Source organism: Schaalia sp. (assembly GCF_050312375.1).
Taxonomy (GTDB): Bacteria; Actinomycetota; Actinomycetes; order Actinomycetales; family Actinomycetaceae; genus Pauljensenia; species Pauljensenia hyovaginalis.
In genome coordinates, this window is record NZ_JBNOYB010000099.1 from 1 (window position 1) to 22943 (window position 22943).

The following is a 22943-nucleotide window of genomic DNA, read 5'->3' on the forward strand; positions in this document are numbered from 1 at the left end:
ATTCTCCTCGCGGCGGCCCCGGCCGCCGCGCGCAGACTCCTGGCCGCCCTCGTCCCCGAAGCGGAATCGCTGGATTCGCCCAGGGGCGCGCCGATCGTCCGCTCCTTCCTCGCCGTGCGCGCCCCCGGACTCGACGATGCGCCCGTCGGCCCGGGCCTCCTCGTCTCCCCGGAGGCGGGGTGCCCGGTGCGGGCGAAGGCGCTCTCGCAGCTCGATGTGAAATGGCCGTGGGTCGCCGAGGCCCTGCGCGCCGCTCACGGTCCCGGGGCCCACCTGCTGCGCCTGTCCCACGGGCGACCGGGGGACGAGGAGCGCGAGCCCGTTCTGGAAGAGCTGCTCGACGAGGCCTTGGCGCTCACCGGGATTCGGATCGGCGGCGAGTGCGTCCTCGCACACCGGGTGATCCACTGGAACGGGACGCTCGCACAGGCGGCCCCTGCGCTCCGCGAGCGCATCGACGCCGTCCGCGGGGCCGCCGAGGCGATGGAGGGGCTGGCGGTGACGGGGGCCTGGGTCGCCGGGAGCGGGGTGTCGGCGGTCGTGGCCGATGCGCGTTCGAGGGCGGTGCGGCTTCTCGGCGAGTGAACGCCCGCATTCGGACGGTGAAGAACTCGATGGGTTGAAATGCCATTCCGGCTCCTTCTCGAGCCCGCGCCGAAATATTCTGACGCAGCGTCCTTAAATTCTCGCCGAGGTGCGTGAAATTGAATTCCCCGCACCCCGGGAGGCTATTCTGCCAGGGTGATCCATGACGAAACCGGAATGCGCTTGAGACTCGGCACCCGCGGCTCCGCCCTCGCCCTCGCGCAATCGGGGATGATCGCCCGGCGAGTCGAAGAAGCGGGACGCGCCCGCGGACTCGCCCTCGAGGTGGAACTCGTCAGGATCACGACGAAGGGCGACATCGACCGCTCCCCCCTCTCCGCCCTGGGCGGGACGGGCGTCTTCGTCGCCCGCCTGCGCGAGGCCCTGGCGAAGGGCGAATGCGAGCTCGCGGTCCACTCCTGCAAGGACCTCCCCTCCGGCGAGGTCGAGGGCCTCACTCTCGCGGCCCTCCCGGCGCGCGAAGACCCCCGCGACGCGCTCTGCTCGCGCACGGGTGCGACTCTGGCCGCACTCCCCGAGGGCGCGCGCGTCGGCACCGGTTCTCCGCGTCGCAGCGCCGCGATTCTCGCTGCGCGCCCCGACCTCGAACTCGTCGACATCCGCGGGAACGTGCCGACGCGGCTGGCGCGCCTGGACGAGGACCTCGACGCCGTGGTCCTGGCCGTCGCGGGCCTCAAGCGCCTCGGCCTTGCGGATCGGATCTCGCAGATCCTCGATGCGCGCGAGGTCGTGCCGGCTCCGGCGCAAGGGGCGCTCGCGATCGAGACCCGCTCCGACGCGGACCCGCTCCTCCTCGACCTGCTCGCCGCGCTCGACGATCCGGCGACCCGCCTCGCCGTCACCGCCGAGCGCGCCCTCATGAACTCCCTCGGAGCCGGATGCGCGGCCCCGGTCGGGGCTCTCGCCCGCATGGAGGGGGAGCGCCTCATCCTCGAGTCCTCGGTGCGTTCCGCCGATGGACGCCGGGGGCTCCGCCTCGAGGAGGCGATCAGCCTCTCCCCCTCCGACAGCCTCAGCAGCCGGATCAGCGCCGCGCGCGGGCTCGGCGCCCGCCTCGCCCACGCCCTCATCGACGCCGGGGCCGCGGGGATCACCGATCTGCACGCCTCGAAGGCGCCTCATCCCTCCCCTCAGGCGCGCCCCGACCCCTCCACCGCCCTGTCCGGCGCCCCGGGGAAGACCCCGCTCGGGACCGATCGATGACACCCGCCCCTCGCGTCCTGCTCACGCGCGCCCACTCGCCCTCGGCCCCCGACCCCTTCGGACTCGCGATCGAGGCCCTCGGTGTCGAGCTCGTGCCGGCACCCCTGACGCGCACCCGAGTCGACGAGGACGAGCGGCGCCGGGCCTTGCAGGATCTCGCGGCGGTCGCGGCGCCCGACACGGGCGGGGACTCCCGGGCCCCCGAGGCGTGGATCCTCCTCACCTCGCCCCGGACGATCCGGGTCCTCGCGGGGGATGCGCCCGAATCCCTCGGCCGTCTCCTCGGGGCCGCACGCGAGCGCGGCGCCCGAATCGGGGCGGTCGGTGAGGCGACGGCCCGCGCAGTGAGCGGGCTCGGAATCGAATGCGACCTCATCGGAGGCGGGAGCGGCGCCGACCTCGCCCGCTCGTTGGGCCGACCGGGACCCGGATCGGCCGCCCGGGGCGCGCCTGCGACGATCCTCCTGCCGCGCTCGGCCTCGGGGGATCCGGCCCTTGCGACCGGGCTCACCCGAGCGGGCTGGCGGGTCGTCGAACGCCCGATCTACGACACCCTCCCCCTCGAGGGCGAAGCGGATGAGCGCGTGCGCGACGCCTGGACCGATCCCGGCCTTCTCGCAGCGGTCATCACGGCGCCCTCCTCCCTGCGCGCCCTCCTCCGCCTGCTCGGGCCCGCCCCGCGCGGACTCCCCCTCGTCGCCCTCGGCCGGACCAGCGCCGCCGCCTGCGCCGAACTCGCCCCCGACTCCCCCGTCCTCACGGCGGGCGCGCCGACCCCGAACGCCGTCGCCGATGCGCTCTCCGCCCTGCTCCCCGCCCGCCGCAACACCCGATCCGAGGAACGCCGATGACCTCCTTCCCCCGCGTCCGCCCCCGCCGCCTGCGCACGACCCCCGCGATGCGCGGGCTCGTCCGCGAGACCCGGCTCGACCCCGGCCAGCTCATCGCGCCCGTCTTCGTCCGCGAGGACATCGCCGAGCCCGTCCCCATCTCCTCGATGCCCGGCCAGTTCCAGTTCGACCTCGACTCGCTGCGCCGCTGCGCCGTGCGCTGCGCCGAGGCGGGCCTGGGAGGCATCGACCTCTTCGGCGTGCCCGGAACGCGCGATGCGGCGGGTTCGGCGGCGCTCGACCCGGACGGGATCCTCAATCGCGGGATCGCGGCCGTGCGCGAGGAGGTCGGCGACGCGCTCGTCGTCATCGCCGACACCTGCCTCGACGAGTTCACCGACCACGGGCACTGCGGCGTCCTCGACGAGGAGGGCCGGGTCGACAACGACGCGACCCTGGAGCTCTACGCCCAGATGGCGCTCGCGCAGGCGAGGGCGGGCGCGCACATGGTCTCGCCCTCGGGGATGATGGACGGCCAGGTCGGAGTGATCCGCGACGCCCTGGACGCGGAGGGATTCGAGGAGGTCGCGATCCTCGCCTACTCCGCGAAGTACGCTTCCGCCTTCTACGGGCCCTTCCGCGAGGCCGTCGCCTCGACCCTGCGAGGCGACCGTCGCAGCTACCAGCAGGATCCGGCGAACAGGCGCGAGGGCGTGCGCGAGGCGCTGCTCGACGTCGAGGAGGGGGCGGACATCGTCATGGTGAAGCCCGCCCTGTCCTCGCTCGACGTCATCGCCGCGGTCGCCGCGGTCAGCCCCGTGCCGGTCGCCGCCTACCAGGTGTCCGGCGAGTACGCGATGGTCGAGGCGGCGGCAGAGCGGGGGTGGATCGCCCGGGAGGCCGTCATCGAGGAGACGCTCACCGCGATCCGGCGCGCCGGAGCCGATCTCATCCTCAGCTACTGGGCTCTCGAAGTCGCCGAGGGCCGCCTCTCAACCCCCTGACCCCCTCCCCATCGAAGTCATCACCTTTCCCCATCGAAGTCATCACGTTCCTTCATCGAAGGGATCTCTCTCGCTACCGTCCACCCCCTCCGCCCCCCGAAGGCGCGCCCCGCCCTCGTCCCCGACCAGCCCCTCATCTCTGGAGTCCCCATGACACTCAACGACGAACTCTTCGCCCGCGCCGCCCGGATCATCCCCGGAGGCGTCGACTCGCCGGTCCGCGCCTACGGATCGGTGGGAGGCGCGCCCCGCTTCATCGCATCGGCGGCGGGGGCCCGCTTCACCGACGCGACCGGACGCGAGTACGTCGACCTCGTGTGCTCCTGGGGACCGGCCCTCCTCGGGCACTCCCATCCCGAGGTCGTCGCCGCCGTCCAAGACGCCGCCGGACGCGGGCTCTCCTTCGGGGCGCCGACCGAGACCGAGACCCTCCTCGCCGAAGAAGTCCGCCGTCGCGTGCCCGCCGCCGAGAAGGTCCGTTTCGTCTCGACGGGCACCGAGGCGACGATGACCGCGATCCGCCTCGCACGAGGCGCGACCGGACGCGAGCTCGTCGTGAAGTTCGCGGGGTGCTACCACGGGCACTCCGACGGGCTCCTGGCCGCCGCGGGCTCCGGGGTCGCGACCGGCGGCCTGCCGGGGTCCGCGGGAGTTCCCGCCCCGATCGCGGCCTGCACCCTCGTCCTGCCCTACGGGGACGAGACCGCGCTCGAGGAGTGCTTCGCGACCCGCGGCGCTGAGATCGCGGCTGTCATCTGCGAGGCCGCTCCCGCGAACATGGGCGTCGTCGACCCGGGGCCCTTCAACGCCGCGATCCGCCGTCTCACCAGTGCTCACGGGGCGCTCATGATCCTCGACGAGGTCCTCACGGGCTTCCGCGTCGGCCCCGGCGGCTGGTGGGGCCTGCGCTCGCCCGACGAAGGCGCATGGACCCCGGATCTGTTCACCTTCGGCAAGGTCGTCGGCGGAGGGATGCCCCTCGCCGCTATCGGAGGACGGGCGGAGGTTATGGACCTCCTCGCCCCGCTCGGCCCCGTCTACCAGGCGGGCACGCTCTCCGGGAATCCCTTGGCGACCGCGGCGGGCCTGGCGACTTTGCGCCTCGCGGACGAGGGCGTGTACGCGCGCGTCGATTCAGCGGCGGAAACGGTCGCCGGAATCGTCCACTCCGCCCTCGAAGCCGAGGGCGTCCCCCACTCGATCCAGCGGGCGGGGAGCCTCTTCTCCGTCGCATTCGGGCCCGCCGCGGCCACGGCCCCGCTGCGCGACTACGAGGAGATGCAGGCGCAGGAGACCTGGCGTCACGCCCCCTTCTTCCACGCCTTCCTCGACGCGGGCGTCGCACTGCCCCCCTCCCTGTTCGAGGCGTGGTTCGTCTCCGCAGCCCACGGGGAGAAGGAGTTCGAGGCCATCGCAGCGGCTGCCCCTGCGGCGGCGAGGGCGGCGGCGAGGGCGGTGCTTGCGGTTTGATGGGGGCGTGGGGCGGTGCTTGCGGTCCGTCTGATGGCGCGGTGCCCCGCCCTCGGGAATGCGCGGGCGGTGTCCCGCTTCTGGTCGTGTGCAGTCCTTTCCTTTCCCCAAAGGTGCCCGAGAAGGCCTTGGACCGGGCGCAGGAGCCCTCTTGGGCACTTTCGGGGGAGAACTCCGATCAGGAGGCACTGGTCGCCGCCGCGCGCGCTGAAAGGGGCAGCCGCGCTGGCGGGCCCGGGCCCGCGCAGTGAGCGGAACGATCACGTGGGACATCACCGGAACGATCACCCGGGACATCAACACCCCGAAGATGAAAGAAGTCCCAGGACATTGCCGGAACAATGTCCTGGGACATCACAATGGCGGAGACGGCGGGATTTGAACCCGCGAGGGGCTATGCACCCCTACCTCCTTAGCAGGGAGGCGCACTCGACCGGACTATGCGACGTCTCCAGTGGAGCCAACTCTACGGCACGAGCGGCGCTCGTCCAAAGACGACACCGCCCGCACCGGGAGATGACTGGCGGAGGGCGAGGGATTCGAACCCCCGGTGCCATCGCTGACACAGCGGTTTTCAAGACCGCCACCTTCGGCCGCTCGGTCAGCCCTCCGGACCCGACGATCCTACCCGACGATCCGCCCGAAGGGCGAAGCGGCGCAGGACCCGATCATCGCCTCGAGAAGAAGTTCCAGGACTTCTTGTCCGAGGGCGCCTCTTCGGGCTTGTCGAGCAGGCCCCGGGACAGGGCCGCCGCATAGGGCGGCCACAGCGGCACCCGGACCGCGAGCATCGCCTGAACCGCGTGATAGACGTCCCAGCGAGACGACTTGGAGGCGACGACCTGCTCATTGCGCGGGCCGAGACGTCGGACCCACCGGCCCGGCTGGGTGATGAGGTAGTCGTTCACGTAGTCGAGGAAGGAGCGGTAGCAGTGCTCGAAATGCTCGACCTCCCCCGGCTGCGCACCGTCGTCGAGATGCGCGCGCCGCAGGGCGACCGTCGCGCTGATGCCCTCGCAGACGACCCACTGCTGATGCTCGTCCTCGCCGACCACCGGATTGCCCGAAGCGTCGATGACCGTCGCGAAACCGGGCTCGCCCTCGTAGCGCCGCCACCCGTCGACTCGGCTCCGCTCGAAGAGTTCGAGGGCGAGCTCTTCGAGGAACTCGGGCTGCTGGCGCCCCAGGGACCGCAGACCGGCACGGATCTGCAAAGCGATGCGCGTCCATTGAAGGGCGTGGCCGGTCACGAAGCCGTGGTACACGCGGCGGCCGTCCAACAGCCCCTCGGGTTCGCCGTTCAAGGGAGCCCACGCGCCGTCGTAGTACTCGGGGAGGCGCCAGTCGTGCTGGGAGGCCATCGTGTGGGCGAAACGCGCCATCACTTCTGCCCGCTCGATCCACACGGGGTCGGTCGTCGCCTCCGCCGCCGCGAGATAGGCCTCCGCCGTGTGCAGGAGCGTCCCATTCGTCCGGACGGGCACGACGTTCTCGAAGGCCTCGTCATACTGGTCGCGGACCAGTCCGTTGTCTTCGATCCAATGGCGCTCCTGGTCGTGAAGGACCTCGTTGAGCAGCTCGTGGGCGCCCGAACGGTTCGCGACGGTCGCCGCCGACAGGCCGAGGATCACGTAGGCCATGTGGTACTGCGACTTCACACGGCCCTCCTCGTCCCAGGGGACGCCGCGCCCCTCCTCATCCGGTTCGGGCTTGATCGACACCCACATGCCGCCGTTCACCGGATCCCGGAAGTAGCGGCTCATCGAGTTGAGCGCATGATCGGCGTAGCGGCGGGTCCCGGGCAGTCCCATGAGGACGCCGAGGGAGAAGATGTAGAGCATGCGCGCCGTCACTGCGAGGTCGATGGAACGCGACGGGTCGGGCTCGCCCTCGGTCGTGAGATGAGCGAAGCCCGTGGGCACGATCGCCCCCTCGGCTTCTGCGATGAGCGCCTGCATCTGCGTCGACAGCCACCTGTTGTGCTCGACGGAGTCAAACCAGCCCACGAAGGCCTCCTGGAGTTGCGTCAAGGGATCGCGACGGTGCGATCCGGCAGACACAAGCCTAACGGGTGAGACGGACCACTCGCGTCGCCTTCGGAGGATTCACGCAGGTCCGAGGGCGCAGCAGCGCCCTCGTCATCCGCCTGTCGGGAAGGGCTCCCCAGAATCGGCCCCTCGATGCCACACTTGTCACCATGCATGAAAGAGCTGGCACCGTCGCCCTGACCGAAGACCTCATCGACGTCGACGAGGTCGTCTCCGCCTATTACGACATCGAACCCGACCCCACCGTCATCGACCAGCGGGTCGCCTTCGGAACCTCCGGCCACCGCGGCTCCTCACTGGACGCGAAGTTCAACGAGGGCCACATCGTCGCCATCACGAAGGCCATCGTCGAGTACCGCGCCGAGCAGGGCTATGACGGCCCGCTCTACATCGGACGGGATACCCACGCCCTGTCCGAACCGGCGTGGCGCACGGCCCTCGAGGTCCTCGCGGCCGCGGGCGTCACCGTGAAGATCGACTCGCGCGGCTCTTACACGCCGACTCCGGCCGTTTCGGTCGCGATCCTCGGCGCGAACGGCGCCCCCGGGGCCCTGCGCACCGAGGGTCCCGGCCTCGCGGACGGGATCGTCGTCACGCCCTCGCACAACCCGCCGCGCGACGGCGGATTCAAGTACAACCCGCCTCACGGCGGACCGGCCGACACGGATGCGACCGGCTGGATCGCCGCCCGCGCGAACGAGATCCTTGAAGAGGGCTGGCGCAAGGTCCCGCGCATCATCGGCCCTTCGCTCTTCGACGACCCGCACCTGGAGAAGTTCGACTACCTGCGCTTCTACGTCGACCAGCTCGACCAGGTGATCGACATCGACGCGATCCGCGAGGCGGGGGTGCGCATCGGCGCCGATCCCCTCGGCGGCGCCTCCGTCGACTACTGGGCCGCGATCGCCGAGCGCTACGGCCTCGATCTCACGGTCGTCAACCCGAATGTCGACCCGGCTTGGGCCTTCATGACCCTGGACTGGGACGGGAAGATCCGCATGGACTGCTCCTCGCCCTACGCGATGGCGTCTCTGCGCGAAGTGATGACCCCGGACGAGGCCGGCGAGACCCCCTACGACATCGCGACCGGCAATGACGCGGACTCGGACCGCCACGGCATCGTCACGCCCGACGGCCTCATGAACCCGAACCACTACCTCGCCGTCGCGATCGACTACCTCTTCCAGCACCGCCCGGGCTGGAAGGCGGACGCGGCCGTCGGCAAGACCCTCGTGTCCTCGGCCCTCATCGACAGGGTCGTCGCCGCGATGGGACGCAGGCTCATCGAGGTCCCCGTCGGTTTCAAGTACTTCGTGCCCGGCCTGCTCGACGGCTCGGTCGGCTTCGGCGGCGAGGAATCCGCCGGGGCCTCCTTCCTCCGCAAGGACGGGACCGTGTGGTCGACGGACAAGGACGGCATCATCCTCGCCCTCCTCGCCTCCGAGATCCTGGCCGTGACGGGGAAGACCCCCTCGCAGCTCCACGCCGAGCTCGTCGAGCGCCACGGCGCCTCCGCCTATGCGCGCATCGACGCGGCGGCGAACCGCGAGGAGAAGGCGAAGCTCGCGGCCCTGGCGCCCGAGGACGTGGCCGCGACCGAGCTCGCCGGTGATGCGATCACGGCGAAGCTCGTGGCAGCCCCCGGAAACGGTGCCCCGATCGGCGGGCTCAAGGTGACGACCGAGTCGGCCTGGTTCGCGGCCCGCCCCTCGGGCACCGAGGACGTGTACAAGATCTATGCGGAGTCCTTCAAGGGCCCCGAGCACCTCGCCGAGGTCCAGGAGGCCGCCAAGGCCCTCGTCTCCGACGCGCTCGGCTGATCCGTCAGGCCGGATCGGATTCGGCCCGGACCTTGATCCGAGGACGCGCCGGCGACGATCCGCCTCCCCGGCACCGCGGTGGGGCGGGGGATCGACATTGATCCCCCGCCCCACCGTCCGTCATGGGATGCTCAGCGCCCCTTCGGGTCCGTCGATTCGTCCTCCCGCCTCCTCGAAGCGCGGAGGGCGACCGCGCGGAACATCAGCAAGGCGCAGCCGAGCAGACCGACGCTTCCGACCGCGTTGAACACCGGGAGCCAGTCGCTGCCCTGATAGGACAGGTAGACGGCGATGAAGTTCGCAATGACGCCGACGACCGCGACGGTGATCAGCATCCAGTCCAGGGGGCGCAGAACAGTTCTCACTTCTCCTCCTACCATTGGCCCGACGAAGCCGAGAGCAGGGCCTCATCGGCGCGCTCCTCAGCACAGAGGGTCAACGGCGCGGCCCTGTCACGCAGACTAGCCCGCATCGCGACCGAGGCTCAATGCATTCGTGACTGATCGGGCATCCCCGGGGCGAACCCTATGAGAGGGTCGCCGGTAGGATCGACTGGTGCTCTCCCCCTATCTCGAGGTCCTTCGGATCAACGGCTCTTGGCGCTTCTCCCTCGCCGGATTGATCCTGCGCCTGCCGATGTCGATGATCGGGATCTCGATCATCCTCCTCATCAAGGCGAGCTACGGGAACTACTCGCTCGCGGGCCTCGTGTCGGCGTTGAACATCATCGCGACCGCCCTATGCGCCCCGACGATCGCCCGATACGTCGATCGCCTGGGGCAGCGCAGGGTCATGCTCCCCCTCCTCATGATCGGGATCGGGGCGAACGCCGCCTTCCTCCTCAGCGCCATCGCGCACGCCTCCCCCGTCCTCGTGGCGATCTTCTCCATCGTCGCTGGCGCATGCTGGGGGGCGCCCGGCGCCTTCGTCCGCGCCCGCTGGGCGAACGCCCTGAAGGAGCGTCCGAAGGACCTGACGACCGCCTACGCCTTCGAATCCGCCATCGATGAACTCGTCTACATCGTCGGCCCCGTCTTGTCGACGGTGCTCGGCACGGCCTTCCATCCGGGCGTCGGCTTCGTCCTCATCTGCCTGTTCCTCACCCTCGGCGGCCTCTGGTTCTTCTCCCAGCGCTCCTCCGAACCCGCGCCGAGGCCGGGATCCGAGGCCGTGAGGCACCGCTCGGTCCTGCGCAATCCCGCCGTGATCGTCATGGTCCTCACCTATATCGCGATGGGCTCCATGTTCGGGGCGAACGACGTCGCCGTCGTCGAGTTCGCGGCCGCCCTCGGCGCCCCCTCCATGTCGGGGGTGCTCCTCGCCTTCTTCTCCGTCGGCTCCCTGGTCGCAGGCCTGTGGTACGGCTCGCGCACGTGGACGCAGCCCCTGTGGAGGCTCTTCGCCTACGGCGTCATCCTCTTGGCCATCGGCACCTCGACCTACCTCCTTGCCCATTCGCTCCTCGTCATGGCGATCGTCATGACGCTGACGGGGATCGCCTGCGCGCCGACGATGACGAACGTCAACACGATCATCGCGAGGGTCGTCGACGCCGACCGCCTCACCGAGGGCCTCACCTGGGTCGGCACCTCCCTCAACATCGGCCTGTCCCTGGGTTCGGCGGCGGCGGGCCCGGCGATCGATGCGGGCGGCGCTCACGGCGGGTACCTCGTCATGGTGGGGGCGGCCTGGGCGATGGCGGTGATCATGATCCTCGGTCTGCCCGTCCTGCGCCGCGCCGTCCCGCTCCTGCACCCCAGGAGCGGCGAGTAGACGCGCGACGAGGGGCGATCCTCGTCGAAGTCCCCCTTAGCGGGCCCGTCGGAGACGATCACCGCTGAGCCCCGGCCCCGCCTCCGTCAAGAATCGGGCACAATGTGCATGTCCCCGCACAGGAGAGGCCGATGTTCGCCGAACCCCTCATCGACGACGAATCCTCGTCGTTGCTCCTCACCCTCACCTCGTCATTCGGCGAGGCGGGCTCGCGCGCACTCGCGCGCGCCCTCGGCGATTGGGGCTTCCATCCGGGCATCGTCGGTTTCGGGGGTCACGGCTCGACGCGCAGGGCGCGGGTCCTGGGCCGCGTCATCATGGAACGGAGCCAGGATCAGCGGTCCTGGCTGGCGCAACGTCGCGGATGGCGTCAGTTCTTCGACGCCCAGGTCCCGCGCCAGCCGGTCCTCGTCACGGTCGGGCGGCAGAAGCGCATCGCTTTCGCCGACCGCGGCGGGTACGTCGATCTGACTCTGTCCGATCACGGCCTTAAGGCCGGATGGCACAGCGCGTGGATGCAGGTCCTTCACGAATCGGACGTGCGCGCCCTCGGCCTGCACGAGGGGGATTCCCTGTCGTCGACCGCTCCGGCGCTTCGGGGACGAGGGCGGGACGGCTTCTCCCAGGGGAGGATCCGCGCGGGTCGGCCCGTTTCCGTCGCCCTGCGGATCATCGGCGAGGACGAGGCCTTCGGAGTGGTGTCGGATATCGATGACACGGTCATGGTGACGATGCTCCCCCGCCTCTTCGCGGCGGCCAAGCACTCCTTCGTCGACCGGGTCTCCTCGCGCGAAGCGGTGCCGGGGATGTCGGACTTCCTCACCAGGGCGGCGGGGGTCAAGGGGGCTCTTCCCGGCCTCCACGCGCCCGTGATCTACCTGTCGACCGGCGCGTGGAACGTGGTCCCCGCACTTCGGGATTTCCTCAACCGCCTGGGGTATCCCCTCGGCGGTTTCCTCATGACGGATTTCGGGCCGTCGAACACGGGCTGGTTCCGTTCGGGCCCCGAGCACAAGCGCCGCGAGCTGCGCCGCCTCGCCCGCATGTTCCCCACGGTGAAGTGGCTCCTCGTCGGCGATGACGGGCAGCGCGACCCGGAGATCTACGCCGAGTTCGCCCGCTCCTTCCCCGGCAACGTCGCGGGCATCGCGATCCGCTCGCTGTCGGAGATCGAGCAGTTCATGTCGCACGGCACCTTCGAGGCGCTCGTACCGGACGCCCTGTGGACGGTGCCGCAGTCGATCCCCGTGTGGTTCGGCTCCGACGGCGAATCGCTCCTGCGCGGCTTCGACGAGGGCGGCATCCGCAGCGCCCGTCAGGGCGCATCGCCTTCGGGGCGCTGAAAGGGCCGGGGGCCCGGCCTCACTCCTGCGACTGCGCCTCCGCGCCGCCCGATTGCGCTCCTGACTGGGCGCCCGACTGAAGCGACTGCGGGGCTTCGAGGGCGGCGAGGTCGTCGTCGGAGAGGGGGAGGCATCCGGCGGGGGCCTTGAAGGCGGCTTTCGACTCGGAGATCCTGTGAAGCTCATCGGGCGAGACGGTCGGATCGTAGAAGGTCCCCAGGAGCACGGTCACGGTCCTGTCGGTGGATTCGGTGAGGACGACTTTCGACTTCGGGAAGAAGCGGGCCACCGTGTAGGCGTCGACGATCCCCGCGGGTCCCGCGTTGATCTCCGCCGTCCCCGAATACTCCGGGGTCGCGTTCCCGGCTTCGAGGGGCGAGTACCCGATGTTCGTGAGCATCGTCGAGGCCGTCAATGCGAGGCCCTGCCGGCTCGTCGTGTTGAGGACCTGGACTTTGACGGACTCCGGGCTCGCGGGGATCGCCCCTTCGGGCGGGCAGGGGACCAGCCCGGCGCTCGCGTACTTGACCGGCTTGGAGAAGCCGTTGCCGAAGGGAACCGGGAGCAGGCCGGTGAGGACGAGTCCGCTCACGAGGGCGAGGGCCGCCATGATCGCGGTCGTGAGCGCGAAGGTGAGCGTCTGCTTGCGTTGACGCTCCTTGAGGAAGCGCTGTCGCGGGGTGAGAGCCGGCATCTGGGAGGTCACCCCACAAAGGTACTCGACGAACGGGGGCCGCGGGGTGGAACGCTCAGGCCGGGCGGAATTCGAAGCGCTCGAATCCCAGGGATTCGCATTCCTGCGCGAGCGCCCGCACCTGCTCGTCCCAGCCCCTCGTCGAGGCCTCGAAGCCCTTCGGAGCACCGAGTTCCCGCGCCTGCTGCAAGGCGAAGGCGCGCGCTCCGGCTGCTCTGGCGGCGCGCGCGACCCCGAGCCCGTCCTTCGGCCCGTCCGGGTAGACGGTGAGGCGGACTTCGTGGTCGACCTCGGGGTGGGCGAGGAGGATGCGCAGGGACTCCCACGCCTTCCCGCCCGCGCCCGGGCGTCCGGCCACGGCCTCGTAGTGCTCGGGCAGCGCCTTGATGTCGATGCCGACCCAGTCGACGAGGCCGCCCTCGAGAATCGATTCCAGTCTGCCCGGATACGGGCCGGCCGTGTGAAGGCCGACTTCGAAGCCGAGCTCGCGGACCCGTCTCATCGCGGGGAGGAGGGCGTGCTGGCGGGTCGCCTCGCCGCCGGAGAAGACGACGCCGTCGAGGAGGCCGCGACGGCGTGAAAGCAGGGCCTCGAGGGCGCTCCAGGCGACGACGCCGGGGATCCTCGGGTCGAGGATCGCCGAGTTCTGGCAGTAGGGGCAGGCCCACGGGCACCCCTGGGTGAACACGGAGGCGACGAACTTGCCCGGCCAGTCGACCGTCGACATGGGGACGATGCCGGCGATCTGGAGGTCGTCCGGTGAGAAGCCCGCGGCCCTGAGAGACGGGTCGGGCCCGGCCGGGCCGAGCGGGCCCCCTGAAGCCCTGTTCGTCTCGAAGCGGGGGATCATCGGGTCGGCAGGCCCCGGTGCCGCAGGCTCCCCGCCCGCGGCACCGCGTCCGCCCTCGTTCATGTCAGCGGGCGTCGACCGGCGGGAAGGCGGAGACGAGCTCGCCGTGGCGCGCGGCCGCGTCCTCGGAGAACATCTGGCGCTCGGCGTACTCGCCCTTCTTGCCGATGTTGAAGGAGTGGACGGGCCGGAAGTAGCCCATGACGCGGGTCCACACCTCGCATGCGACGGGCTCGCGGTCCGGGTGGGCCTCGGCGCACTTGTCGCAGGTGAAGTGCTCGCCCGCGAGGTAGCCGTGGACCGGGCAGATCGAGAAGGTCGGGGTGATCGTGATGTAGGGGACCTTGAAGGCGGTGAGGGAGCGGCGGACCATCTCCTTGCACGCCCGACCCGAGCTCATCTTCTCGCCCATGTAGAGGTGGAGGACCGTGCCGCCCGTGTACTTGCCCTGGAGGACCTCCTGATCCTCGAGGGCCTGGAAGGGATCCTCCGTGTAGGAGACGGGCAGCTGCGAGGAGTTCGTGTAGTAGGGCTGTTCGGGGGTGCCGGCCTGAATGATGCCGGGGAAGCGCTTCTTGTCCTCCTTGGCGAAACGGTAGGTCGTCCCCTCGGCGGGGGTGGCCTCGAGGTTGTACATGTGGCCGGTCGCCTCTTGGCGTTCGACCATGCGGTCCCGGACGTGATCGAGGATCCGCACGCACATGTCGAAGCCGCGCGGATCGGTGATGTCGTACTCGTCGCCGGAGAAGTTGCGGACCATCTCGTTCATGCCGTTGACGCCGATGGTCGAGAAGTGGTTGTCGAGGTGGCCGAGGTAGCGCTTCGAGTAGGGGAAGAGCCCGCGGTCCATGTGGAAGCGGATGGTCTCGCGCTTGCGCTCCAGGGAGTCGGAGGCGATGTCGATGAGGCGATCGAGTTCGGCGACGAGGGCGGCCTCGTCGCCTGCGAAGCGGTAGCCGAGGCGCGCCATGTTCATCGTGACGACGCCGATCGAGCCGGTGAGCTCGGCGGATCCGAAGAGGCCGTTGCCGCGCTTGAGCAGTTCGCGCAGATCGAGCTGGAGTCGGCAGCACATCGAGCGGATCATGTGCGGGTCGAGGTCGGAGTTGATGAAGTTCTGGAAGTAGGGCAGGCCGTACTTCGCTGTCATCGTGAAGAGGCGGTCGGCGTTCTCGGTGTCCCAGTCGAAGTCGGGGGTGATGTTGTAGGTCGGGATCGGGAAGGTGAAGACGCGCCCGTCCGCGTCGCCGCCCGTCATGACCTCGATGAAGGCCCTGTTGATGAGGTCCATCTCGTGCTGGAGTTCGCCGTAGGTGAAGTCGCAGACCTCATCGGCGATGAGCGGGTACTCCTCGCGCAGGTCGTCCGGGCAGGTCCAGTCGAAGGTGAGGTTCGTGAAGGGGCACTGGCTGCCCCAGCGGGAGGGCACGTTGAGGTTGTAGATGAGCTCCTGCATGCACTGGACGATCTCCTCGTACTCCATGGCGTCCAGTCGCACGAAGGGGGCCATGTAGGTGTCGAAGGAGGAGAAGGCCTGGGCGCCGGCCCATTCGTTCTGGAGGGTGCCGAGGAAGTTGACGATCTGGCCGCAGGCGGAGGAGAAGTGGGCGGGCGGGGCGGACGCGATCGCGCCGGTCACGCCGTTGAAACCCTCCTGGATGAGGCGCTTGAGGCTCCATCCGGCGCAGTAGCCCGCGAACATGTCGAGGTCGTGGACGTGGATGTCGCCGGTGCGGTGGGCCTCGCCGATCTCGGGGGTGTAGATCTGCTCGAGCCAGTAGTTCGCGATGATCTTGCCCGCGGAGTTGAGGATGAGCCCGCCGAGGGAGTAGCCCTGGTTCGCGTTCGCGTTGACGCGCCAGTCGGATCGGTCGAGGTACTCCTCGACGGTGCCGATCGCATCCACGTCGTAGCGTGCGGAGCGGTTCTGAACGGCCTCATCCATTGTTGTCACCTCTCGGGTCGAATGCGAGCGCCTGCAACGCGCATCCGCGGGAACGGCCGACGCGAGGGCGCCGCCGACCCCGGAGGGGCTGTGCGGGAAGGCTTCCGTATGAGTCGCACCCGCGCCACTACATGTCGTGCTCGAGGCGAACGTGTACCACTGTATCTAGTGCCATCGAAGAATGCGAGGAGCCCGACTCGCGACACGCCGAAGGTCCTCGCCCAAGGGTGCCGCAAGCCCGAACAACGGGACTTCGGTCCCGATGCCCCGGGCCCGAGGAACGCGCTCCGCACGCGCGAAAGGGCCCTTCGCACGCCGCGCGCCTCGATTCCGGACCAATACCGGACCGACTCCGAGCCGATTCAGGACCGATTCACGCAGAGCGCATCGACCTCGTGGAGCACCGCGCCGCACGCGCCCACCACCCAGGCGGTCCCGGCCAAAGCGAGCAGCCGCGCCCGCCACGCGTGCTCCGCGAGGAACTCCGAATAGCCGAAACCCGAAGCCCCGGGAGTCGCGACCGCGACGAGGTCGACGCCCCTAAGCGCCGCAAGGGAGAGCAGCGAAGCGAGGACGATGAAGACGAGGACGAAGACCGCCATCACGCGTCGTGCCTGCGGGACGTGCCGCTCCCGCCGCTCGATCGGGGTGAGCGCCAGAGCCCAGGCGCCCGCGATGAGGACGGCGACGAGGACGTCGGCGAGACGGTGCCACGCCGACACCATGACCGACACGCCCATGAGCGACGTCCACGCCCATCCCAACCATGCCACCGGACCTCGCGACCAGTTCGGCGCCACCATGACGAGCGCCAGGGCGAAGGAGATCGCGACCGTCGTGTGCCCGGAGGGGAGGGAATTGGGGATCGCCGTGGTCACGTGGAGGTCGGGCCGATCGACCAGCCACTTGACCAGCTGGGTCGTCGCATTCGCGCCCAGGACCACCACCAGGGCCCGTCCGGCGAGGGTGCGCCTGCGGCGGATCAGCGCGAAGAAGGCGATGAGCACGCCGACCAGGACGATCATCGGCAGTGAAACGAACGAGGTCACGAGCTCCGACACCCCGCCGAAGCGGTCCGACCAGTGGATCGCCGACTCCATGAAGAGCGTGTCCATGCCCTGACCCCACGCGGTTCCCACGGCAGCGCGGCCGAGAGCGAAGGCGAGGATCGCGCACACGAGGGCCCCGAAGACCCTGCGCCTCAGCGCCCAGGTGTACCACCGGTCCGGATGCGCAGCGGGCGCGGGCCCCCGCCCGGACTGATTCGAACCCGGAGAATCGCCGGGGCGGAAAGCCCGATCAGGCATCGCGCCTCCCAACCTCGCCGAACTCGAACACCCCAACTCTAACGAGCGGAGGACCTCCGCGCCGGACGCCACCCGCGCCGGAGGCCACCCCGATCAGCGCCCTCGAGACCCCGCAGCCGCGCCCGCTCGCCGCCCCTCGGATACAGTGGACGCCAACGACCATCCCGGAACAGGAGCGCCCGTGCCCGCCGCGACCCCAGTGAACACCGACCGCATCCGCGCGATGCTGTCGGACCGAGACGTCTCCTTCGGCGAGTACGACGAGGCCGAACTCGCCGTCCCCACGCTCAACGCCGTCTACTTCTGGGACACCTCGAACCCGCAGATCCTGCAGCTGCGCGCCCAATGGCGGGGCATCGCCACGACCGACGCCCAGTTCGCCGCCCTGGTCGAAGAGGTGGCCAAATGCAACTCCATGCGCACCGGGCCCAAGGCCTACCTCGCACCCTTCGAGGACGGCAAGCAGTACGGCCTCATCGCCGAATGCAATGTCATCGCCGCCGACGGCCTCACCCCCGCCCAACTCGACAGCTTCTGCGAGACCTCGATGACGATGATCATGGGATTCCTCGCCGATCTCGAGGATGCGCTTCCCGACTTCGTGGATTGGCGCGAGACCGACGCCGATGAGGAGCACCGCTCATGAACCCCCTCTACGCAGTCCCCGATGATGACGCCTCGCCCTACCCCCTCGACTTCGACCGGCTGGTCGAGCACGTCCGCGAGCTGGGCTACGGCCTCGACGTGATCGTCGAGGGCCGCGCCGCCGGAGCGATCTTCGACACGATCCCCTTCCACTTCTCCATCGACGCATCTGGGCGCTTCCTCTCGATCCGCGCCATGTGGGACACCGGGCTGCCCTTCGCCCCCTCCCAGCACGCGATCTTCGCCGCGGCCGATTCCTGGAACCGGGAGAAGTACTTCCCGACCGTGTACGCGATGCCCGGTCAGGACCGCAACGCCGAAGTACTCGGCGACCTCGTGCTCGACATCACCCAGGGCGTATCGAACGACCAGCTCACGCAGAACATCAGAGCGGGCATCTCCACGGGACTCGACGCGATGGCCTACATGCAGGAGGCCGCGGCGCAGACTCTCGGCTGGGTCGATCCGCGCGCGAAATGACACCCGGGAACGCCGACGCTGAGGAGTCGGCGAGCGCGCACGCCCGCTCCGCCCCCGCCCCGCCCTCGGCGCAGGACCTCGTCGACCTCCTGCGCTCCATGTCCGCGGGCGATGACCGCCTCGTCGACATGCGCGTCATCCCCGGCCGCGCCGAACGCCTCGCGGCATGGCCCGACTGGGTCGCACCGGACCTCGTCGAAGCCTGGAGCGCCAAGGGCGCACCCGCCCCATGGAGCCACCAGGCCGAAGCCCTCGACGCCATCCGCTCCGGGCACGATGTCGTCCTCGCCACGGGCACGGGCTCGGGCAAATCCGCGCCCGCGTGGACCCCGATCCTGTCCGACCTGGTCGCATCGGAGGAATCGGGCCGGATCTCCGCGATCCGCAGGCGCCCGACCTGCCTCTACCTCTCGCCGACGAAAGCCCTGGCGGCCGATCAGCTGGCCGGCCTGTCGAGACTGCTCGCCCTCGGCCCCGAAGGATCCCCCCTGCGCCTCGTGCGCGCGACGACCGCGGACGGCGACACCCCGCGCGAGGCGAAGGACTGGGCGCGCGCGAACGCCGACATCATCCTCACGAACCCGGACTACCTGCACTACGTGATGCTCCCGGGGCACGAGCGCTGGACCCGCTTCCTCGCCTCCCTCAAGTACCTCGTCATCGATGAACTGCACCATTGGCGCGGCATCGTCGGCAGTCACATCGCCCTCGTCGTCCGCAGGCTCCTGCGCCTGGCGCATTCCCTCGGCGCGGACCCTATCGTCATCATGCTCTCGGCGACGGTCCGCGAACCCGGGGCCGTGGGCGAGGCGATGACCGGCCGCCCCGCGATCGCCATCGACGAGGACGGATCGCCGGCCGGAGCCCATCATCTCGCCCTGTGGCAGGGAAGGCTCGTCCCCGATGAGGCCGAGGTCGACATCTCCGCCTTCCTGCGCGCCGTCGCGGGCGAAGAGATCGTCCTCGAAGCCCCGCTCCGACGACTGTCCGGCCAGACCGAAGCCGCGAACCTCACCGCCGCCTTCATGGAGCGGGGCGCACGGCTCCTCACCTTCGTGCGCTCGCGCACCGGAGCCGAAGCCGTCGCCCAGCAGGTCCGGGACAGGCTCTCAGCCCACGCCTCCCCGCTGACCTGCGGAATCGCCGCCTATCGCGGAGGCTACCTGCCCGAAGAGAGGCGCGCCCTCGAACAGGGACTGCGCACGGGCGATCTCCGGGCCGTCGCCACGACCTCCGCCCTCGAGCTCGGACTCGATGTATCGGGCCTGGACGCCACGATCACCGCCGGTTGGCCGGGCACCCGCGCATCCTTGCGGCAGCAGGCGGGGCGCGCGGGCAGGGCGGGCTCGCCCGGAGTGTCGGTGCTCATCGCCTCGGACAACCCCCTCGACGCCTACCTCGTCCACCACCCTGACGAGATCTTCGCCCCCGTCGAGTCGGCCGTCATCGACCCGCGCAACCCCTGGGTCCTCGCCCCGCATCTCGCGGCGGCCGCCGCCGAACTGCCGTTGTCCGAGACGCGCAATGACGGCGAGGACCTCGCCCTGTTCGGCGCGGATTTCCCCGGGCTCGCCGATTCGCTCGTCGCCCAGGGCTATCTGCGTCTCCGTCCCGCCGGCTGGTTCTGGGATGCGACTCGCAGCGAGCGCCCCTCCGATCTGACGGATCTGCGCGGTTCGGGCGGGGACGTCCAGATCGTCGAAGTCCGTTCCGGCCAGGTCATCGGCACGATCGATGAGCCCTCCGCCGATGCGCACGTCTTCCCCGATGCGGTCTACGTCCATCAGGGGCGCACCTTCCACGTCCTGTCGCTGTCCTCCTTGGAGCAGCCGATCGAGTCCGCGGGGCGGGCGTGCGCTCCCGCCCCCGGAGGCGCTGGCGACGCCGAGGAGATCAGCGCGGGGACGATCGCCGAAGGGACGATCGCCGAGGGGACGATCGCCGAGGGCGGGGGTTCTCGTCCGCCGGGGGGCGCATCGCTTTCAGCGCCCGGTGCGGGCGCCCTTCCCGTCTACATCGCCCCGCCCTCGTCGATACGGGAGCGCCAGCGCGTCGCCCTGGTGGAGGAGGTCCGCACACCGCTGCGCACTCGGGCCAAGCAGCACGTATCCGTCGCAGTCCGCGAGATCGAGGACACCTGGAAGAGCCGGGACGGCCTGGTCGTGTGGCACTACGGTTCCGTCGAGGTCGCGACCCGCGTCACGGATTACGACCTGCTCCGGCTTCCCCGCCTGGAGTTCATCCGCAACATCGAGCTGCGTCTGCCGACGCGGACCCTGCCGACGAAGGCCGTGTGGTACGAGCTCGCACCGGGAGCTCCGGCGGCGCTGGGTCTTGAAGCGGGGGAACTCCCCGGCACCCTGCACGCCGCCGAGCACGCGGCCATCGGGATGCTGCCGCTGCTGGCGACCTGCGACCGATGGGATCTCGGCGGTCTGTCCACCGCGATCCACGACGATACGGGTCTCCCGACCGTCTTCGTCCACGATGCCTTCCGCGGAGGCGCCGGGCACGCGCGCTGCGGCTTCGATCGGGCGAAGGAGTGGATCGAGTCGACGCTCGCCAGCGTGTCGGAGTGCGACTGCGAGGAGGGCTGCCCGCGTTGCGTGCAGTCACCGAAGTGCGGGAACGGCAATGAGCCCCTGTCCAAGGCGGGAGCGATCGTCCTCCTCGGCTTCCTCGCCGAGCGCTGCCCCGGTTGATCGCCACTGCGCAGCAGGGCATCGCCCCCCCCCGCTGCTCGTCGCTGCCCGGCAACAACTCGAACACAACCCCGCACTCGCCCGCCCCAGCCCGACAACAAGTCGGACATCACACAGGGACTCCTTACTGAATCCGCAGGTCAGATGGGTGTTTACGAGCATGACACTCCCACAGCGACCGACTTGTTGCCACAGGCCTTACATGACATGTCCGATTTGTTGCCAACAGCGGATCGAGCCCAGTCTGACTTGTCGCCATAGCGCCCGCGGAAGCCCTTCGCGCATCTCCACCGCGGCCAGCGGCACCGCGACCAGGGGCACCGCGGCCCGAGAGACAGCACGACCAGAGAGGCGTCGCGACCAGGAACGCCATGCGGGAAGCACCGCACCAGAACACCCTGCTTGGACGGCACGAAGGGGGCGGCCAAGAGGAGGAGGGCACCGAGGTCCTCGTCGCGCCATGCCGCAGACACCATGAAGGGCTGACCCAGCGGGCCAGCCCTTCACAGCATCCCATCAACACAGTGCGAGTCTTCGATACGCTCCCTCTCCGGTGCTCGGATCGTCCACAGTTCCGAGCCCCTCTTCACTTGATGTCTTGACTATACGAAGCCGTCCTTGAGGAACCATAGAATCCACCTGAAAGTTCCCTGGGATTTACTCCCCCGATACGGGATCGACGCCCCCTTCCGCCGGCTCCGTCAGCGGACCGGCGCGCGCCCGCGCCCGGATCGGGGCGTAGAACCCGAGGACCGACCTGCGAACGGACACGATCACCCGGGTGTCGGCTCCCAGGACCTCGCAGGATTCCATGACCGCCCCGTTCTCCCGGGCGACCGTATCGGCTGTCGCACAGGGCCGATCCCCCACGTCTTCCCACAGCGCGGTCGCCGAGACGTCGGCGCCCGCGAGCGCGCTGAGCGCGGCGACCGCATCGAGTCGGGCGCGCTCACCCAGGACCACGGACGAAGCGGCGAGGATCAACGCGCAGGTGAGAGCCAGGGCGACGAGGCCTGCGACGAGGAGGGTTCCGGAGCCGGATTCACCATCCGAACGATTCCTGTTCCGCACCCGAAGGGACTGCTCGATCCGATTCGGATCTGAGCCCCGGCCCCGATCCGCGTCGCCGCCGCTGCGCCGACGCGCGCCCCTGAAGGCGCTGATCCCTGAATCCCTCCCCCGACTCCGGTCGGGGCCCGATGCGCATTCCGTCGGCAGACCGCTCCCAGGGCCCGCGAGCGCCCGCAGCAGGCGAGCCCACCGCGGCGACGCAGAGCCGGTGGCGCTCACGGGGTCATCACCGACAGACGAGCCTTGACCTCGCAGGAGGCTTCGGGGATCGCCCAGGCGACAAGGCCGTGCGCGGGCAGGGAGGCCCTCGCGCTCACCCAGGACCCCTCCCGGAGCGCGGAAACGCGGGCTCCGCGCCCCAAGAGCGCCCCGAGGGCCTCGGAGCCGACCAGAGCGGGATCGGAAGCCCCCTCGACCGCCGCACGAGCCGCCTCCCCCGCGGCCCGGCAGAGCTGCTGACGGGTGATGCCGATCGACGAGACCACGAGGATGAGGGAGAGGACGAGGACGACGACCCCGAAACCGATCGCCAACTCGACCGTTGTCGAACCCCGTTCGCCTCGCCCAGCCGCTCGATCCGCCGTCCCGCGAAGCATCGGGGCGCTCATGGGAGCCATCGCTGATTCAGAACGTGAGGGCCGTCGTGATGATTCCTTGCAGGAGCCCCTTGACCGCGCCCGACTTCAAGACGACGACGAGGAGCCCCGCGAATCCCGCAGCGGCGATCGCGCCGATCGCGTACTCGACGGTCGTCGAGCCCTCCTCCTCGAAACCCTCCTGCGCCGGGGCGACCAGAGTGCGCAGCGCCGCGCCGATGTGCTGTCTCATGATGATTCCTCCTTCATCCCGGACCGTCCGGGACTCCCAGAGTCACCTCATGAGGGCCCGAGGTCGAACGCCCTCCGCTTCATCATGTGGATGCCGATCATGGGGCGCTACGGCCTGTGGACGGGCTGAAGCGGGAGGGGACGGTACCGGGTGCCACCGCGCGAACACGAGGCTCGCACGCCGCCGTCCCTTTCAGGAAGATGGACGGTACCTGGGAGCGCCCGGCCGAAGGCGAAGGCGCCGACCGAACACGAGCTTCACACCCCGCCCGCGGGAAGAGGACTCGACGATGCGCGCTTGGATGCCCGCTTTCTCCCTCACACC

The 22943-nt window shown here is 69.9% G+C and carries 19 protein-coding genes, 2 tRNA genes and 1 pseudogene; 11 read left to right on the top strand and 11 right to left on the bottom strand.

What is annotated here, in order from left to right; all coding sequences use genetic code 11:
- The 5 genes and pseudogenes from ACQY7V_RS07565 to hemL all read left to right on the top strand — a co-directional run.
- Window positions 1-585, top strand: a pseudogene (locus ACQY7V_RS07565) (protoporphyrinogen/coproporphyrinogen oxidase); the annotation flags it as partial.
- A gap of 177 nt (window positions 586-762) precedes the next feature.
- Window positions 763-1809, top strand: coding sequence for a hydroxymethylbilane synthase (hemC, locus tag ACQY7V_RS07570; RefSeq protein WP_428639640.1), 1047 nt, complete (start codon window positions 763-765; stop codon window positions 1807-1809).
- Window positions 1806-2660, top strand: coding sequence for a uroporphyrinogen-III synthase (locus tag ACQY7V_RS07575; RefSeq protein WP_428639624.1), 855 nt, complete (start codon window positions 1806-1808; stop codon window positions 2658-2660). The genes hemC and ACQY7V_RS07575 overlap by 4 nt, the downstream gene beginning before the upstream one ends.
- Entirely contained in the window at window positions 2657-3643 is a 987-nt protein-coding gene (hemB, locus tag ACQY7V_RS07580; protein ID WP_428639626.1) for a porphobilinogen synthase, read from the top strand. The genes ACQY7V_RS07575 and hemB overlap by 4 nt, the downstream gene beginning before the upstream one ends.
- Window positions 3644-3793: 150 nt before the next feature.
- Window positions 3794-5113: a glutamate-1-semialdehyde 2,1-aminomutase gene (gene hemL / locus ACQY7V_RS07585; protein WP_428639628.1), complete on the top strand. Its 1320-nt coding sequence runs from the start codon at window positions 3794-3796 to the stop codon at window positions 5111-5113.
- Window positions 5114-5473: 360 nt separating this feature from the next.
- On the opposite strand, the gene ACQY7V_RS07590 is transcribed toward hemL, so the two are convergent.
- The 3 genes from ACQY7V_RS07590 to ACQY7V_RS07600 form a co-directional block, all read right to left on the bottom strand.
- Window positions 5474-5566 (bottom strand) — tRNA-Ser (locus tag ACQY7V_RS07590).
- A gap of 68 nt (window positions 5567-5634) precedes the next feature.
- Window positions 5635-5724 (bottom strand) — tRNA-Ser (locus ACQY7V_RS07595).
- Window positions 5725-5781: 57 nt separating this feature from the next.
- On the bottom strand, window positions 5782-7119 hold the full coding sequence (locus ACQY7V_RS07600) for an AGE family epimerase/isomerase (protein WP_303778264.1): 1338 nt from the start codon (window positions 7117-7119) through the stop codon (window positions 5782-5784).
- Window positions 7120-7310: 191 nt separating this feature from the next.
- Here ACQY7V_RS07600 and pgm point away from each other — a divergent pair, with 191 nt between their 5' ends.
- Entirely contained in the window at window positions 7311-8981 is a 1671-nt protein-coding gene (gene pgm / locus ACQY7V_RS07605; protein ID WP_428639630.1) for a phosphoglucomutase (alpha-D-glucose-1,6-bisphosphate-dependent), read from the top strand.
- Between the two features lie 131 nt (window positions 8982-9112).
- Here the strand turns inward: pgm and ACQY7V_RS07610 are convergent, their stop codons facing one another.
- Complete coding sequence (locus ACQY7V_RS07610; protein ID WP_428639632.1) at window positions 9113-9346, bottom strand: hypothetical protein; 234 nt, start codon at window positions 9344-9346, stop codon at window positions 9113-9115.
- Between the two features lie 190 nt (window positions 9347-9536).
- Here ACQY7V_RS07610 and ACQY7V_RS07615 point away from each other — a divergent pair, with 190 nt between their 5' ends.
- The gene (locus ACQY7V_RS07615) at window positions 9537-10754 is read left to right on the top strand and encodes an MFS transporter (protein WP_428639634.1); all 1218 of its coding nucleotides are present in this window, start codon (window positions 9537-9539) and stop codon (window positions 10752-10754) included.
- Between the two features lie 131 nt (window positions 10755-10885).
- Window positions 10886-12097 (top strand): App1 family protein, encoded by a 1212-nt coding sequence (locus ACQY7V_RS07620; protein ID WP_154475812.1) that lies wholly within the window; start codon window positions 10886-10888, stop codon window positions 12095-12097.
- Window positions 12098-12116: 19 nt separating this feature from the next.
- Here the strand turns inward: ACQY7V_RS07620 and ACQY7V_RS07625 are convergent, their stop codons facing one another.
- The 4 genes from ACQY7V_RS07625 to ACQY7V_RS07640 all read right to left on the bottom strand — a co-directional run bounded on the left by ACQY7V_RS07625 (window position 12117) and on the right by ACQY7V_RS07640 (window position 16893).
- Complete coding sequence (locus tag ACQY7V_RS07625) at window positions 12117-12803, bottom strand: LytR C-terminal domain-containing protein (RefSeq protein WP_303775500.1); 687 nt, start codon at window positions 12801-12803, stop codon at window positions 12117-12119.
- A gap of 43 nt (window positions 12804-12846) precedes the next feature.
- Window positions 12847-13518, bottom strand: a complete 672-nt coding sequence (locus ACQY7V_RS07630) for an anaerobic ribonucleoside-triphosphate reductase activating protein (protein ID WP_229770305.1) — start codon at window positions 13516-13518, stop codon at window positions 12847-12849.
- Window positions 13519-13705: 187 nt separating this feature from the next.
- Complete coding sequence (locus tag ACQY7V_RS07635; protein WP_303775502.1) at window positions 13706-15586, bottom strand: ribonucleoside triphosphate reductase; 1881 nt, start codon at window positions 15584-15586, stop codon at window positions 13706-13708.
- 362 nt (window positions 15587-15948) lie between these two features.
- Window positions 15949-16893 carry a phosphatase PAP2 family protein gene (locus ACQY7V_RS07640; protein WP_320836124.1) on the bottom strand — a complete coding sequence of 315 codons (945 nt, stop codon included), beginning with the start codon at window positions 16891-16893 and terminating at the stop codon, window positions 15949-15951.
- Window positions 16894-17074: 181 nt separating this feature from the next.
- Here ACQY7V_RS07640 and ACQY7V_RS07645 point away from each other — a divergent pair, with 181 nt between their 5' ends.
- The 3 genes from ACQY7V_RS07645 to ACQY7V_RS07655 all read left to right on the top strand — a co-directional run bounded on the left by ACQY7V_RS07645 (window position 17075) and on the right by ACQY7V_RS07655 (window position 20720).
- Window positions 17075-17539, top strand: a complete 465-nt coding sequence (locus ACQY7V_RS07645) for a YbjN domain-containing protein (RefSeq protein WP_235361729.1) — start codon at window positions 17075-17077, stop codon at window positions 17537-17539.
- Window positions 17536-18018, top strand: a complete 483-nt coding sequence (locus ACQY7V_RS07650) for a YbjN domain-containing protein (RefSeq protein WP_154475806.1) — start codon at window positions 17536-17538, stop codon at window positions 18016-18018. Before ACQY7V_RS07645 ends, ACQY7V_RS07650 begins: the two co-directional genes overlap by 4 nt.
- Before the next feature lie 98 nt (window positions 18019-18116).
- Window positions 18117-20720 (top strand): DEAD/DEAH box helicase, encoded by a 2604-nt coding sequence (locus ACQY7V_RS07655; protein ID WP_320772597.1) that lies wholly within the window; start codon window positions 18117-18119, stop codon window positions 20718-20720.
- Between the two features lie 657 nt (window positions 20721-21377).
- Here ACQY7V_RS07655 and ACQY7V_RS07660 read toward each other — a convergent pair.
- The 3 genes from ACQY7V_RS07660 to ACQY7V_RS07670 all read right to left on the bottom strand — a co-directional run bounded on the left by ACQY7V_RS07660 (window position 21378) and on the right by ACQY7V_RS07670 (window position 22619).
- Window positions 21378-21791 (bottom strand): Rv3654c family TadE-like protein, encoded by a 414-nt coding sequence (locus ACQY7V_RS07660; RefSeq protein ID WP_428639637.1) that lies wholly within the window; start codon window positions 21789-21791, stop codon window positions 21378-21380.
- A 215-nt stretch (window positions 21792-22006) separates the two neighbouring features.
- Complete coding sequence (locus tag ACQY7V_RS07665; RefSeq protein WP_303778202.1) at window positions 22007-22399, bottom strand: TadE/TadG family type IV pilus assembly protein; 393 nt, start codon at window positions 22397-22399, stop codon at window positions 22007-22009.
- Between the two features lie 16 nt (window positions 22400-22415).
- Entirely contained in the window at window positions 22416-22619 is a 204-nt protein-coding gene (locus tag ACQY7V_RS07670) for a DUF4244 domain-containing protein (protein WP_154475802.1), read from the bottom strand.
- Window positions 22620-22943: the final 324 nt, after the last annotated feature.

Excerpts from the sequence above, each read along its gene's own strand:
- hemC (WP_428639640.1), top strand. The coding sequence starts at position 763 with ATGCGCTTGAGACTCGGCACCCGCGGCTCCGCCCTCGCCCTCGCGCAA.
- ACQY7V_RS07575 (WP_428639624.1), top strand. The coding sequence starts at position 1,806 with ATGACACCCGCCCCTCGCGTCCTGCTCACGCGCGCCCACTCGCCCTCG.
- hemB (WP_428639626.1), top strand. The coding sequence starts at position 2,657 with ATGACCTCCTTCCCCCGCGTCCGCCCCCGCCGCCTGCGCACGACCCCC.
- hemL (WP_428639628.1), top strand. The coding sequence starts at position 3,794 with ATGACACTCAACGACGAACTCTTCGCCCGCGCCGCCCGGATCATCCCC.
- pgm (WP_428639630.1), top strand. The coding sequence starts at position 7,311 with ATGCATGAAAGAGCTGGCACCGTCGCCCTGACCGAAGACCTCATCGAC.
- ACQY7V_RS07620 (WP_154475812.1), top strand. The coding sequence starts at position 10,886 with ATGTTCGCCGAACCCCTCATCGACGACGAATCCTCGTCGTTGCTCCTC.
- ACQY7V_RS07630 (WP_229770305.1), bottom strand. The coding sequence starts at position 13,518 with ATGTCGACGGTCGACTGGCCGGGCAAGTTCGTCGCCTCCGTGTTCACC.
- ACQY7V_RS07635 (WP_303775502.1), bottom strand. The coding sequence starts at position 15,586 with ATGGATGAGGCCGTTCAGAACCGCTCCGCACGCTACGACGTGGATGCG.
- ACQY7V_RS07640 (WP_320836124.1), bottom strand. The coding sequence starts at position 16,893 with ATGCCTGATCGGGCTTTCCGCCCCGGCGATTCTCCGGGTTCGAATCAG.
- ACQY7V_RS07650 (WP_154475806.1), top strand. The coding sequence starts at position 17,536 with ATGAACCCCCTCTACGCAGTCCCCGATGATGACGCCTCGCCCTACCCC.
- ACQY7V_RS07655 (WP_320772597.1), top strand. The coding sequence starts at position 18,117 with ATGTCCGCGGGCGATGACCGCCTCGTCGACATGCGCGTCATCCCCGGC.
- ACQY7V_RS07665 (WP_303778202.1), bottom strand. The coding sequence starts at position 22,399 with ATGAGCGCCCCGATGCTTCGCGGGACGGCGGATCGAGCGGCTGGGCGA.
- ACQY7V_RS07670 (WP_154475802.1), bottom strand. The coding sequence starts at position 22,619 with ATGAGACAGCACATCGGCGCGGCGCTGCGCACTCTGGTCGCCCCGGCG.